The 14004-nt window shown below is 67.9% G+C and carries 13 protein-coding genes; 4 read left to right on the top strand and 9 right to left on the bottom strand.

The features are described 5' to 3' along the window. Positions 1-173: 173 nt before the first annotated feature. From ASE48_RS17975 to ASE48_RS17985, 3 genes are read right to left on the bottom strand one after another with little or no spacing between them, the layout of a single operon-like run. Entirely contained in the window at positions 174-944 is a 771-nt protein-coding gene (locus tag ASE48_RS17975) for a nitrilase-related carbon-nitrogen hydrolase (RefSeq protein ID WP_235571297.1), read from the bottom strand. Between the two features lie 11 nt (positions 945-955). Then, positions 956-2776, bottom strand: coding sequence for an ABC transporter ATP-binding protein (locus ASE48_RS17980; protein WP_057168448.1), 1821 nt, complete (start codon positions 2774-2776; stop codon positions 956-958). Then, positions 2773-4575: an ABC transporter ATP-binding protein gene (locus ASE48_RS17985; RefSeq protein ID WP_057168449.1), complete on the bottom strand. Its 1803-nt coding sequence runs from the start codon at positions 4573-4575 to the stop codon at positions 2773-2775. The genes ASE48_RS17980 and ASE48_RS17985 overlap by 4 nt, the downstream gene beginning before the upstream one ends. Before the next feature lie 103 nt (positions 4576-4678). Between ASE48_RS17985 and ASE48_RS17990 the strand changes: the two genes are divergently transcribed. Genes ASE48_RS17990 through ASE48_RS18000 form a run of 3 tightly spaced genes read left to right on the top strand, consistent with a single transcriptional unit; the run spans position 4679 to position 7597 of the window. After that, positions 4679-5473, top strand: coding sequence for a potassium channel family protein (locus ASE48_RS17990; RefSeq protein ID WP_082614260.1), 795 nt, complete (start codon positions 4679-4681; stop codon positions 5471-5473). A 46-nt stretch (positions 5474-5519) separates the two neighbouring features. Then, positions 5520-6224: a response regulator transcription factor gene (locus ASE48_RS17995; RefSeq protein WP_057168450.1), complete on the top strand. Its 705-nt coding sequence runs from the start codon at positions 5520-5522 to the stop codon at positions 6222-6224. Between the two features lie 14 nt (positions 6225-6238). Further along, positions 6239-7597, top strand: coding sequence for a sensor histidine kinase (locus ASE48_RS18000; RefSeq protein ID WP_057168451.1), 1359 nt, complete (start codon positions 6239-6241; stop codon positions 7595-7597). Between the two features lie 73 nt (positions 7598-7670). Here the strand turns inward: ASE48_RS18000 and arfB are convergent, their stop codons facing one another. Genes arfB through ASE48_RS18010 form a run of 3 tightly spaced genes read right to left on the bottom strand, consistent with a single transcriptional unit; the run spans position 7671 to position 9137 of the window. Further along, positions 7671-7787 (bottom strand): channel accessory protein ArfB, encoded by a 117-nt coding sequence (gene arfB / locus ASE48_RS33825; protein ID WP_442928731.1) that lies wholly within the window; start codon positions 7785-7787, stop codon positions 7671-7673. Positions 7788-7797: 10 nt separating this feature from the next. Beyond that, positions 7798-8757, bottom strand: coding sequence for a channel-forming protein ArfA/OmpATb (gene arfA / locus ASE48_RS18005; protein ID WP_057168452.1), 960 nt, complete (start codon positions 8755-8757; stop codon positions 7798-7800). Positions 8758-8774: 17 nt separating this feature from the next. Then, complete coding sequence (locus ASE48_RS18010; RefSeq protein ID WP_057168453.1) at positions 8775-9137, bottom strand: FKBP-type peptidyl-prolyl cis-trans isomerase; 363 nt, start codon at positions 9135-9137, stop codon at positions 8775-8777. 32 nt (positions 9138-9169) lie between these two features. Between ASE48_RS18010 and ASE48_RS18015 the strand changes: the two genes are divergently transcribed. Beyond that, positions 9170-10726, top strand: a complete 1557-nt coding sequence (locus ASE48_RS18015) for a phytoene desaturase family protein (protein ID WP_057168454.1) — start codon at positions 9170-9172, stop codon at positions 10724-10726. Positions 10727-10760: 34 nt separating this feature from the next. Here the strand turns inward: ASE48_RS18015 and ASE48_RS18020 are convergent, their stop codons facing one another. The 3 genes from ASE48_RS18020 to ASE48_RS18030 form a co-directional block, all read right to left on the bottom strand. Beyond that, entirely contained in the window at positions 10761-11171 is a 411-nt protein-coding gene (locus ASE48_RS18020; RefSeq protein ID WP_057168455.1) for a MarR family winged helix-turn-helix transcriptional regulator, read from the bottom strand. Further along, positions 11161-12585, bottom strand: a complete 1425-nt coding sequence (locus ASE48_RS18025) for a DHA2 family efflux MFS transporter permease subunit (protein ID WP_057168620.1) — start codon at positions 12583-12585, stop codon at positions 11161-11163. Before ASE48_RS18025 ends, ASE48_RS18020 begins: the two co-directional genes overlap by 11 nt. Before the next feature lie 108 nt (positions 12586-12693). Continuing rightward, positions 12694-13995 carry a citrate synthase gene (locus ASE48_RS18030; protein WP_082614261.1) on the bottom strand — a complete coding sequence of 434 codons (1302 nt, stop codon included), beginning with the start codon at positions 13993-13995 and terminating at the stop codon, positions 12694-12696. Positions 13996-14004 lie beyond the last annotated feature (9 nt).

Here is a 14004-nt window from a genome sequence, read left to right on the forward strand (position 1 = left end):
CCATGCTGTCCGACCGGTCACGGATTGCGCCCCGGCAAACGTCAGTAACTGACTCGGTTAGGTCCGAGAGCAATTTCCGCATGATCGGCGAGATGCTGACGGAAAGTTCATCAATCACCTTATTCGCACTGGCATAGCACAAAACTCAGGACTTGATTAGCACTCGCCATTCCCTAGTACAACTCCGGGCGCCGGTCGGCGAACACATCATTGTTGGCGCCCAGGGTCTTGCTCGGGTCGATGCTCACCACCGCCGACGCGACACCATCCGAGTCGGGCGTCGCGACGATCCAGCCGTCGCGGTCGATGACCGCCGTGCCGCCGGTCCACTGCACACCACGCTCGGTGCCATGCCGGTCGGCGATCGCGGTCGGCAGGCGCGAAGCGCGCGCGGCGGCCATGGCCTGGATGGTCTCGGGCGCATGCTCGCCGGCCGGCCGCTCCGCCCGCGGCCAGTTCACCGGTAGCGCAAGCACTTCGGCGCCGGCCAGCGCCAACCGCCGTGGCACTTCCGGGAATTCGATGTCATAGCAGATCGCGACGCCGAGCCGGCCGATCGGCGTGTCCAGTACCAGCCCCGCCTCGTCACCGAGGCTGAAGAACCGGTACTCCTCGTCCCACAGATGCGCCTTGCGGTAGCAGCCCAGCGTGCCGGTGCGGTCGAACACCAACGCCGAGTTGAACAACTGCTCGCCCACCCGTTCGCAGAATCCGATCACCGCCACCGCGCCGTCGGGAACATCACCGGCCAGCGCCGTCAGCCGCGGATCGTCCACGGCCATCGACAGCGCACGGGCCTCGTCGATGTCGTGGAAGACGTACCCGCTGGTGGCCAACTCCGGCAGTACAATCAGCCCCGGCTCGGAGGCCCGTAGCGCGGCCCGCGTAGCGGCGAAATTGTGTTCCTCGTCGCCGAACTCGATCGGTAACGCGACAGATGACACCCGAAGAAGACTCACGCCAGCGACTCGACCCAGGCTCGGTGCAGCGCGGCGAACCGGCCGTCCCTGCTGATCAATTCGGCCGGCGGCCCGTCCTCGACCACCTCGCCGTGTTCGAGCACCAGCACCCGGTCGGCGATCTGCACGGTGGACAGGCGGTGCGCGATCACCACGGCGGTGCGGTCGGCAAGGACGGTGGCCAGCGCGCGCTGCACCATCCGCTCGCTCGGGACGTCCAGCGATGAGGTCGCCTCGTCGAGGATCAGCACCGCCGGGTCGGCAAGGAACGCCCGGGCGAACGCGATGAGCTGACGCTGCCCGGCCGAGAGCCGGCCGCCACGCTTGGCGACGCTGGTCAGATACCCCTCGGGCAGCGCGTCGATGAACCGGTCCGCGCCGACCGCGATCGCCGCCTCGCGGACTTCCGCGTCGGTCGCCGACGGCCTGCCGAACCGGATGTTGTCGGCGACGGTGCCCTCGAACATGAAGTTCTCCTGCGTCACCATCACCACATGCGAGCGCAGATCGGCTTGGGCCATATCGCGAAGATCGGTGCCGTCCAGCGTCACCGACCCGCTGACCGGGTCGTAGAACCGGGCCAGCAGTTTGACGATGGTGGTCTTGCCCGCGCCGGTGGTGCCGACCAGCGCCACGGTCTGCCCGGCCGGGATGTCCAGTGTGAGCGACGGCAGCACAGGACGATCCGGCACATACGAGAAGTGCACATCATCGAAGGTGATGTGGCCCTTCACGTCCTGCAGCCGCACCGGATGCGCCGGGTCCTCGATGTCGGGATCCTCGTCGAGCACACCGGCGATCTTCTCCAGCGCCGCCGACGCGGACTGGAAGGTGTTGAAGAACTGCGAGATCTCCTGCATGGGTTCGAAGAAGATGCGCAGATACAGCAGGAAAGCGGTCAGGGTGCCCAGCGTCATCTGGTCTTCGAGCACCAGGTAGCCGCCGTAGAGCAGCACCGCGCCGGTGGTGAGGTTGCCGGTCAGCCGCACCGCCGGCATGAAGACCGCCAGCAGTTTGAAGGCCCGCTCGTTGATCGACTTGTACTGGTCGGCAACGTCTTCGAAGATCTCCTGGTTGCGGGGTTCGCGGCGGTAGGCCTGCACCGCCTTGATGCCCGTCATGGTCTCGACGAACTGCACGATCACCAGCGCCGCGGCCTCACGCACCTTCAGGTAGGTGCGCGAGGACTCGCTGCGGAACCACAGCGTCAGACCCACCAGGATGGGGAACGCGCACAGGCACGCCAGCCCGAGCCGCCAGTCCAGCACGATCAGCAGCACGGCGGTGCCGAACATGGTCAGCACCGCGGTGATCAGACCGTCGAACCCGGTGGCCAGCATGTCCTGGATGGCGTCGACATCGTTGGTGGACCGGGCCACCACCCGGCCCGAGGTGTAGCGGTCGTGGAAGGCCACGTCGAGGCGCTGGAAGTGGCGGAACAGCCTGCGGCGCAGCTCGATCAGGATCTCCTGGCCGATCCGTCCGGACCGGCGCAGGAAGTACAGCCGGCTGGTGGCCTGCAGCAACACCACGCCGCACAGCACTGCCAGGATCAGGAACAGTTCCCGCGCGGTGCCGCCGGCGACGATCGGCGGGATGCCGTGGTCGATTCCGCGCTGCACCAGCAGCGGCACCGACAGCCGGGCCGCGTTCTCCAGCACGACGACCACGGCGAGCACCGCGACCACCGACTTGTAGGGCCGCAGCAGCGATCCCAGCAGGGTGCGGGCCTCCCGGCGTCGGGAGATCGACTCGTCGATGGGCAGGTTCTCGTCGTCGGCCGAGACGGCCTTGCCGCGCCAGTCCGTGGTGCTCACTGGCCTGCCTCCGCCAACTCTTCGTCGGCGGCCAGCAGATACCGGTATTCCGGCGCGTCGGCCAGCAGCTCGGCGTGCGTACCCACCCGGGTGACGGTTGCCCCAGAAGAACCAACCCTGTCGAGCAGGGCGACCCGGTCGGCGAGCAGCACCGTCGAGGCGCGGTGGGCCACCACGATGCCGGTGACATCACGCAGCACCCGGCCCAGCGCCTCGGTGACCTCGGCCTCGGTGTGCACGTCGAGCGCCGACAGGGTGTCGTCGAGCACCAGGATCCGCGGGTCGGCGATGATGGCGCGGGCCAGCGAAAGGCGTTGGCGCTGACCACCGGACAGGCTCATGCCCTGCTCGCCGATGCGGGTGTCCAGACCGAACGGCAGCTCGTAGACGAACTCGGCGGCGGCCACGCCGATGGCCTCGGCCAGTTGCTCCTCGGTCGCGTCCGGATTGCCCAGGCGCAGGTTCTCCGCGACCGACATGGAGAACAGCGTCGGGTCCTCGAAGGCGGTGGCCACGGTGTGGCGCAACGCGGGCAGCGACAGCTCACGGATGTCGGTGCCGTCGACCAGGATCGCGCCCTCGCTGACATCGTGCAGCCGGGACAGCAGCGCCGCCAGCACGGATTTGCCGGATCCGGTCGCACCGACCAGGGCGACGGTCTCCCCGGACTCCACGGCGAGGTTCACGTGCCGCAGCGCCCAGTCGTCGCTGTCCGGGAAGCGGAACCCGACGTCGACGAGTTCCAGCCGGCCGCCGCGGGGCGCCTGGCCCTCCGGTCCGTCGCTGATCGTGCGGGGCTCGTCGAAGATCTCGACGACGCGGTTGGCCGCCGTCATCGACTCCTGCGTCATCGACAGCAGGAACCCCAGTGACGCGATCGGCCACACCAGCGACAGCATCATGGTGATGAACGCGACCAGGGTGCCCATGGTGACCAGGCCGTGGCCGGCGGCATACGCACCGAATCCGAGCACGATGATCAGCGTGATGTTGGGGATGACCTCCAGCAGCGTCCAGAACTTGGCGGACACCCCGACCTTTCGGACCTCGGTGTCGAACAGGCCGGTGACCCGCTCGTCGAAGCCGCGGTAGGCATGGTCCTCGCGGCCGAAGGACTTGATGACCCGCAGCCCGAGCGCGGATTCCTCGACGTGGGTGGCGACGTTGCCCGCCTGGTCCTGGGACTGCCGGGACAGCAGGGTGAACTGCCGCTGGAAGTGCAGGATCGTCAGGGTGATCGGCACGATGGCCACCACCACGACGACGCCGAGTGGCCAGTACATCGCCAGCAGGATGGTCGTCACCACGATGATCTGCACGATGTTGAGCATCAGGAACAGCAGCCCGAAGGACAGGAACTGCCGGATGGCGCTGAGATCGTTCATCACCCGCGACAGCAGCTGCCCGGACTGCCAGTTGCCGTGGAAAGACATGGGCAGGATCTGCAGCCGCGCGTAGAGATCCTTGCGGATGTCGGCCTCGACGCCCATCGTCGCGCGCGCCACCAGCCAGCGCCGGATGAACCACAGCACCGCTTCCATGACGAGCAGCGCGGTGGCCGCCAGACCCAGCGTCCACAGGCCCGCGGAGTCCTTCTCGCGCACCGGTCCGTCGATGACGGCCTTGGTGAGCAGCGGCACCGACACGGTGGCGGCCAGGCTGACGAACGCCGCCACCACCATCGCGATCCAGCGGACCCGGTAGGGCTTCAGGTACGGCAGCAGCCGCAGGATGTCCGAGGACGACCTGATGCGCCGCGGTGGCGGCGCGATCGCCGGCACCGATCGCAGTCCAGACATGCGCAACCACCTCCCCTTGATTTCTAGCGCATCACACCGACATCCCCCGACATCAAATGTTCCCACGGGCGCCAACCGATTAACTGACCGTAGAACCTCAACAATGGATGAGGTCAAATGTTTCCCCTTCCGGCCGAGGGGCTACCTCGAAGGCGTGCAGGCCGAGGCGTTGGGAAACCTGGAAGTCTGGGAACGACGAGCCGAGTGGCCACTAGCTGCGGTGGCGCTGATCTTTCTCATCACTTACGCCGTCGACGTCCTCGCTCAGCCCAGCGGACCAGCGGCGGAGATCGTCATTTGGACGTCCTGGCTGGTGTTCGCCATCGACTACGCAGTCAGGCTGAGCCTGGCCCCCGACCGATGGCATTGGTTCCGCAGCCACCTGTTGGACCTGTCGATCGTCGCGCTGCCGCTGCTCAGGCCGCTACGGCTGGTGCGGTTGCTGATCCTGATCCAGGTGTTGCAGCGGGCTGCAGGCAGCGCGATCCGCGGCAAGGTGGTGCTCTACACGGTGTCAGGCGCCGTGTTGCTGGTGTTGGTGGCCTCGCTGGCCGTCCTGGACGCCGAACGCGCAGCGCCGGGGGCGCACGTCACCGACTTCGGCGAGGCGCTGTGGTGGTCGGTGACCACCATCACCACCGTCGGTTACGGCGATCTGACTCCGGTCACGACAACCGGCCGGGTGATAGCCGTGCTGTTGATGATCGGCGGCATCACGCTGGTCGGCTCGATCACCGCGACCCTGGCCTCCTGGATCGTCGAGCGCGTCTCCGATGACCGGGCCGCCGACCACGCAGTGACGACCGGACACATTCGTGAGGTCCTCGACGAGATCGAGAAGTTGCGGGCCGAAGTACGGCGGCTCAGTGCCGCGCCGCGCGACAACACCGACGCTTAACCCAGCATCCCCCAGCCTGCGACGGCTATCAGGCAGTATTGGCGTCATGGAAAGTGGTGCCTCGGTCTCGCCTCGGGTTCTCGTCGTCGACGACGATCCCGACGTACTCGCCTCGCTAGAACGTGGCTTGCGGCTGTCCGGGTTCGAGGTGTCCACCGCCGTCGACGGCGCCGAAGCGTTGCGCAGCGCCACCGAGACCCGCCCGGACGCGATCGTCCTGGACATCAACATGCCGGTGCTGGACGGTGTCAGCGTGGTCACCGCGCTGCGCGCCATGGACAACGACGTGCCGGTCTGCGTGCTGTCGGCACGCACCAGCGTCGACGACCGGGTCGCCGGCCTGGAGGCCGGCGCCGACGACTATCTGGTGAAGCCGTTCGTGCTGCAGGAGCTGGTGGCCCGGGTCAAGGCGCTGCTGCGGCGACGGGGTTCGACCGCGACGTTCTCCTCGGAGACCATTTCGGTGGGCCCGCTGGAGGTCGACATCCCCGGCCGTCGCGCCCGGGTCAACGGCACCGACGTCGACCTGACCAAGCGTGAGTTCGACCTGCTGGCCGTGCTGGCCGAGCACAAGACCGCGGTGCTGTCCCGGGCTCAGCTGCTCGAGCTGGTCTGGGGCTACGACTTCGCCGCCGACACCAACGTGGTCGACGTGTTCATCGGCTACCTGCGCCGCAAGCTCGAAGCCAACGGCGCACCCCGGCTGCTGCACACCGTGCGCGGTGTGGGCTTCGTGCTGCGGACCCAGTAGTCCAGACTGTCGCCGTGGACCTGAACGACCGGCTGTACCGCGCGCTCGGCCTACCCAAGCGCATCCTGTCGCTGCGCACCATCGTGGTGGCCGCGGCGCTCGGCGTGGTCGCCACCGTCATCATCATCGGCACCTGGGTGTGGATCGGCATCACCAACGAGCAGTACAGCCAGCTGGACCGCAGGCTCGATTCGATCAGCAGCCTCGGTGATGTCAGCTCGCTGCTCAGCAGCGCCATGAAAGTCGACGCCGACGCCCCGGAGGGCGATCCCGACCTGGTGCGGACCGCGCGCATCGGCGGCGCCACCGTGTCGATTCCGGCCGATGTGGTGCTGCCGGAGTTCCCGGACGGTTTCCAGACCACCACCATCAACGGCACCGAGTACCGGGTCCGGACGTTCACCGCAGGCCAGGCCTCCATTGCGCTCGGCGCGACACTCACCGACACCGAACGCCAGATCAACTCCCAGCACCGCCGGGTGCTGATCATCAGCGGCGGTGTCATCGGCGGCACCCTGGTGGTCGGCTGGGTCATCTCGGCGGTCATGATCACCCCGTTCCGCCGGCTCGCCCAGCAGGCCCGTGCCATCAACGCGCAGTCCAATCCGGACGAGGTCAATGTGCGCGGGGTGTGGGAGGCCAGCGAGATCGGCGAGGCCGTGGAAGGCATGCTGGCCCGCATCGGCGATGAGCAGCAGCGCACCAAGGCCGCGCTGGAGTCGGCACGCGATTTCGCCGCGGTCGCCTCCCATGAGCTGCGCACCCCGCTGACCGCGATGCGGACCAACCTCGAAGTGCTCGCCACCCTGGACATGCCCGACGAACAGCGCGTCGAGGTACTCGGCGATGTCATCCGCACCCAGTCCCGCATCGAGGCCACCCTCTCGGCCCTGGAACGGCTGGCCCAGGGCCAGCTGTCCACCTCCGATGACCACGCACCGGTCGATCTGACCGAACTGCTGGACCGGGCGGCCCACGACGCCATGCGGGTGTATCCGGAGCTGGACGTCTCCCTGGTGCCCGCACCGACGGTGCTGATCCTCGGCCTGGCCGCCGGCCTGCGGTTGGCGGTCGACAATGCGATCGCCAATGCGGTCAAACACGGCGATGCGAGCCGGGTTCAGCTGTCGGCGGTGAGTTCGCGCGAAGGTGTGGAGATCGCGGTCGACGACGACGGCTGCGGGATACCCGAAGAGGAACGCACCAAGGTGTTCGAGCGGTTCTCCCGCGGTTCCACGGCGTCGCATTCCGGTTCGGGCCTCGGCCTCGCCCTGGTGGCCCAGCAGGCCGAACTCCACGGTGGCACAGCCTCGTTGGAGGCCAGTCCGCTGGGCGGGACACGCCTGCTACTGAAGCTGCCGGGCCCGCATTAGGGCGTCCTGCGCAGGGTGAAGGCCAGCGTCACCACGACGCCGAGGAAGAACGACAGCGCCAGCAGGGTCAGGCTCACGACGTCTCCTCTTCAGCGGCCGGCTTGACCAGCAGCACGGTCGCTCCCCAGGCCACCGCCGATCCCAGCACGAACGCCAGCAGGTACCAGAACCACTGCATCACGAATTCCACGCAGTCCCCCTCAGCTGACCGTGATCTCGATACGCCGGTTCTGCTCCCGGCCCGACTCGCTGTCATTGCTCGCGACCGGCTCGGCCGCACCGACCCCCTCAGAAGTCACCAGTCGCGGGCGCACCCCCCGCGAAATGAGGGCGTCGGCAACAGCTTTCGCCCGGCTGGCACTGACCGAGAGATTGACGGAATCCGAGCCCGCGTCATCGGAGTGACCGGTGACCGACACCCTGGCATCCGGGCACGCCTGCAACTCGTCGGCCAGTTGGGCGAGCAGCGGTGCCGAACTGTCGGACACCCGCAATCCGTTGGCGTCGAACTGGATCGGGGTACGGAGCAGACCGGAGACGCTCTGTTGCAGATCCGCGCAGTCACCGGTCAGGCCCGGACTCGTCGGTGCCTGCGGCGGCGCGAGACCGGGCGTGATGACCGCGATGTCATCGACCACCGCCAGGTCCGGCCACGCGGACTGCACCGCGTCCTCCACACCGGTGGCGACCGCCTCCGACGGGGCGGTCCCGGTGAGGACGATATCGCCGCCCTCGATGCTGAACCCGAAGTCCGGCAGCGCCGCGGCGGCGGTCAGCACCGGATCCAGCCCCGCAAGGTCGGTGGCGGTGATACCGCCGATGACGGTCAGCAGATCGATGACATCGGTGCCCGGTAACAGCGTCCGGGTCCGGTCCAGAGCAAACGTCCGGGACAGCTCGTCGGGCACCTGACCGCTGAGCACGACGTCATCGCCGCTGCGCTGCAACGACAGCGGCGCCATCAGCACGGTGGCACGCGCACCGTCGCTGCGGGCCAGGGTGGTCTGTGTGCTGATCTCGGTGAGCGGCAGCGAATCGTCGGCCTGATTCCACCCGCCCGACCCGATCAGCGCGAGGCCCAGCGGCACCGCGATGAGCGCCGCGAGCCAACCCGCGCCCGGCGGGCGCCGGTGGAAGCGGCTCGCGCCGGGCGTGGGCATCGTCAGGGTCGCCTGGCTCAGCGAGCTGCCAGCAGGTCGATCACGAATATGAGCGTCTTACCGGACAACTGGTGTCCGCCACCGGCCGGGCCGTAGGCCAGCTCCGGCGGGATGGTGAGCTTGCGGCGGCCGCCGACACGCATACCGGGGATACCGTCCTGCCAGCCCTGGATGAGACCGCGCAGCGGGAACGAGATCGCCTCACCGCGGTTCCACGAGCTGTCGAATTCTTCACCGGTGTCGTACTCGACGCCCAGGTAATGCACCTGCACGGTGCCGCCCGGCACCGCCTCGGTGCCGTCGCCGATCGTCACGTCTTCGATGACCAGTTCGCTGGGTGCGGGGCCATCGGGAAATTCAATCTCGGGTTTCGTTGCCACGGTTTCATACCGTAGTCGGGCAAACTGGTTTTGTGGCCCCAGACCAAGACATCGTCATCGTCGGAGGTGGGCACAACGGTCTCGTCGCGGCGGCGTACCTGGCCCGAGCGGGCCGGCGGGTCACGCTGCTGGAGCGCCTGGACCATGTCGGCGGCGCCGCGGTGTCCGCGCATGCCTTCGACGGCGTGGACGCCCGGTTGTCCCGGTACTCCTACCTGGTGAGCCTGTTACCCCGCCGCATCATCGAGGATCTCGGCGCCCGGTTCCGGTTGGCCCGTCGCCGCTACTCGTCCTACACGCCGGATCCGGCCAACCGCGGCGCCACCGGTTTGTTGATCGGCCCGCGAAACACCTTCGCGGCCATCGGCGCGGCCGGTGACGAGGCACGGTTCAACGAGTTCTACCGGCGCGCCCGGGTGGTGACCGGCGCGGTGTGGCCGACGCTGATGGCGCCGCTGAGTACCCGCAACACCCTGCACAACCGGGTGCTGGCCGCCGGCGATCCGGCCGCGGCCGCCGCCTGGCAGGCGCTGATCGAGACACCCATCGGGCACACCGTGGCCGACGCGGTGCGCAGCGACCTGGTGCGCGGGGTGATGGCCACCGACGCGCTGATCGGGACCTTCGCCGCCACCGACGATCCGTCACTGGTGCAGAACATCTGCTTCCTGTATCACCTGCTGGGCGGGGGCACCGGCGACTGGGACGTGCCGGTCGGCGGGATGGGCGCGGTGACCGGTGCGTTGAGCGCGGCCGCCTGCGGTTTCGGCGCCGAGATCATCACCGGCGCCGAGGTATACGCCATCAGCCCGGACGGTGACGTCAGCTTCCGCACCCGCGACGGTGAGCACACCATCCACGGCAGGCACGTGCTGGCCGGCGTGACGCCCGCGGTGCTGGCCCGCCTGCTCGGTGAGCCGGAGCCGACGGTCGCGCCGGGCTCCCAGATCAAGGTCAACCTGATGCTGAAAAGGCTGCCCCGGCTGCGCGATCAGTGGGTCGGCGCGGAGCAGGCCTTTGCCGGGACCTTCCACATCAACGAGACGCTGCGCCAGCTGGACAGCGCCTATGCCGCCGCGGCATCGGGCGCGATTCCCGATCCGCTGCCGTGTGAGGTCTACTGCCACTCGCTGACCGATCCCAGCATCCTGTCCGAGCCGTTGCGCCGCAGTGGCGCCCATACGCTGACCGTGTTCGGGCTGCACACCCCGCATGGCCTGCTCGCGGATCTGGATCCGGACACCGCGCGCATCAAACTCGCTGCGGCGGCGCTGCATTCGCTGAACTCGGTACTGGCCGAGCCGATCCAGGATGTCGTGATGCACGATCCGGACGGCAGGCCGTGTGTGGAGGCCAAGACCACCACCGATCTGGAGAATGCCCTGGGCATGACCGCAGGCAACATCTTCCACGGTGCGCTGGGCTGGCCGTTCGCCGAAGAGGACGAAGAACTCGACACCCCGGCGCGACGCTGGGGTGTGGCCACCGACCACGACGCGATCATGTTGTGCGGTTCGGGAGCCCGCCGCGGCGGCGCGGTGTCCGGTATCGGCGGACACAATGCGGCGATGGCTGTGCTGGAGAGTTGACGGCGGGGCGGAGCGCAGCGACTCGGGGAATGTCTCAGTTCAACTTGCGCAGAAGTTCTTGCAGCGCAATCAGTTCAGCCTCGCTCAGGGCAGCGACGGCAGCCGGCGCGGGATCCTCGACCGCGTCGATTCGGGCGACGAGTTCGCGGCCCAGGTCGGTGATCGACACCGTCTTGGACCGCCGGTTGCTCGGGTCGATCTGGCGGACCACCAGACCGCGCTCCTCCAGATCGTTGACGGCGACGGTGGCGGCGGGGGCATCCATGGTGGCCGCGTCGGCCACGCCCTTGACCGTCATCGGCGCGGCCGCGAGCCGCTTCAGCACGCGGATGCGGCTGAACGGCAGACCGGACTGCTCGACAACCGCACGCTTCCAGCCGTCACGGTTGCCGTGCACCACCGAGGCCATCAGCCGCCACACCTGACCGGCGAGATCATCGGACATCGGCGGCCGCCTTCGGGCCTTCGATGAGCGGGGCGAGTCTGCGCGCGGACTCCACGGCCCGCGGTGATGTCGACACGAAGCCCAGCACCGCGATCACCACGCCGAGGACCACGCACACCAGCCACAGCGGGCGCGCCGAGGCAGCGAAGTCCCCGGTGCCGGCCAGCGCCGCGCCGGCGACCGAACCGCACAGGGCCACACCGATACTGACGCCGATCTGGCGGCTGGTGCTGGTCACCGCGGAGGCGGCGCCGGCCCGGTCCAGTGGCATCCCGCTGACCGCCGCGTTGGTGATGGGCGCATTGACCATCGAGAAGCCGATACCGAAGACGGCGAACACCGTCATCAGCGCCCACACCGGGGCGGACTCCGGCAGCAGCGCCAGCACCGTCGAGGCCACCGCGATCATCACCCCGGACACCAGCAGCGACGGCCGGGCCCCGTAGCGGCCCACGAGCCGACCCGACAGCGGCGAGAACACCAGCGCGCCGACCGCGATGGGCAGGTAGATCAGTCCGGTCTGGACGGCCGAATATCCGCGCGCACCCTGCAGATACAGCGACATCATGAACAGCAGCGCACCCCAGGAGGCGAATGCGCAGATGGCGATCACGGTCGCCGAGGCAAACGGCACGCTGCGGAAGAATCGCAGGTCGATGAACGGATCGGCGCGCCGCGACTCGTAGCGCAGGAAGGCTGCGAAGGTCAGCACCGCCACCGCGCCCGCGCCGATGACCCGCCCGTTGTCCCAGCCCAGCGCGGGGCCCTCGATGAGGGTGAAGACCGCACCGAACAGGAACACCACCGCCAGCATCTGGCCGACCGGGTCGATGTTGCGCATGGTCGCCGATCGGGTCTCCGGCACGAAGATCGCCGTCAGCACGATGGCCGCCAGGCAGATCGGGAGGTTGATCCAGAACACCGCCCGCCAGCTGATCAGGTGGATGAGCAGGCCGCCGACCGTGGGGCCGAGCGCCATGGAGATCCCGACGACCGCGCCCCAGATGCCGATGGCCCGGGCGCGTTCGACCGGTCCGGTGAACACCTGCGAGATGATGGACAGCGCCACCGGATTGAGCATCGAGCCGCCGATGGCCTGCAGGAACCGCGCCGCGATCAGGGCATCGATACCCGGGGCGAGGCTGCACAACAGCGAGCCGATCGCGAAGATCAGCAGCCCGGCCTGGAACACCCGGCGCCGGCCGAAGCGGTCGCCCATGGCGCCGGAGAGCATCAGCAGCGAGGCGAGCACCAGGGTGTAGACGTCGATGACCCATTGCAGCTGGGATGCCGTGGCACCCAGGTCGGTGCGGATCGACGGGATCGCGACGTTGACGATGGTGGCGTCCATCGAGACGATCAGCAAACTCAGACAACAGGACGCGAGGACAATCGCCTTACGCCGTGGAGTCAGCGTGCTGATGGTGTCATTCACACAACTATTGTGAAACTACAACTGTTTCACGGCAATGCCGAGGGCAGTGAGATATCTCTCTGCTCCTGCCCGCCGTACCCCAAGGAGTCAGCGGCCGCCGAGGTCGACGTAGTCGCGCTCGGTGTAGCCGGTGTAGATCTGGCGCGGACGGCCGATCTTGCCGGGCTCGGAATGCATCTCCCGCCAGTGCGCGATCCAACCGGGCAGCCGGCCGAGCGCGAACAGCACGGTGAACATGCGGGTCGGGAAGCCCATCGCCCGGTAGATGACGCCGGTGTAGTAGTCGACGTTCGGGTAGAGCTTGCGCTCCACGAAGAAGTCGTCGGTCAGCGCGATCTCTTCGAGCTGCTTGGCGATGTCGAGCAGTTCGTCCTCGACGCCCAGCTTGGCCAGGATCTTGTCGGCCTGCTCCTTGACGATGCGCGCCCGCGGGTCGTAGTTCTTGTAGACCCGGTGCCCGAAGCCCATCAGCTTCACGCCGTCCTCGCGGTTCTTGACCTTGCGGACGAACTCCTTGACGTCACCGTCGGAGTCGCGGATCTTGGCCAGCATCTCCAGCACGGCCTGGTTGGCGCCGCCGTGCAGCGGGCCCCACAGCGCGTTGATGCCACCGGAGATCGAGGTGAACAGGTTGGCCTGCGAGGACCCGACCAGCCGCACCGTCGAGGTCGAGCAGTTCTGCTCGTGATCGGCGTGCAGGATGAGCAGCATGTCCAGGGCGCGGACGATCTCGGGGTCGACCTCGTAGGGCTCGGCCGGGAAGCCGAACGTCATGCGCAGGAAGTTCTCCACCAGCGTCAGCGAGTTGTCCGGGTACAGGAAGGGCTGGCCCTCGGACTTCTTGTAGGCATACGCGGCGATGGTGGGCAGCTTGGCCAGCAGCCGGATCGTCGACAGCTCGACCTGCTTGTTGTCCAGCGGGTCCAGCGAGTCCTGGTAGTAGGCGCTCAGCGCGTTGACCGCCGAGGACAGCACCGGCATGGGGTGCGCGTTGCGCGGGAACCCGTCGAAGAAGCGCTTGAGATCCTCGTGCAGCAGGGTGTGCCGCTGGATCTGGTTGGTGAACGAGGCGAGCTCATCGGAGGTCGGCAGCTCACCGTAAATCAGCAGGTAGCTGACCTCGATGAAGGTCGACTTCTCCGCGAGCTGCTCGATCGGGATGCCGCGGTAGCGCAGGATGCCGGCGTCACCGTCGATGTAGGTGATCGCACTCTTGGTCGACGAGGTGTTGACGAAACCGCCGTCGAACGTCGTGTAACCGGTCTTGGCCAGCAGAGGGCCGAGTGCGATGCCGTCCGATCCCTCGGTGGCGTGCACGATCTCCAGATCCAGGGAGCCGCCCGGATAGGACAGGGTGGCTTTCTCGTCAGGGCTGGAGTTGTCGGCCACTGGAACCCC

Source organism: Mycobacterium sp. Root265, assembly GCF_001428895.1.
GTDB lineage: Bacteria > Actinomycetota > Actinomycetes > Mycobacteriales > Mycobacteriaceae > Mycobacterium.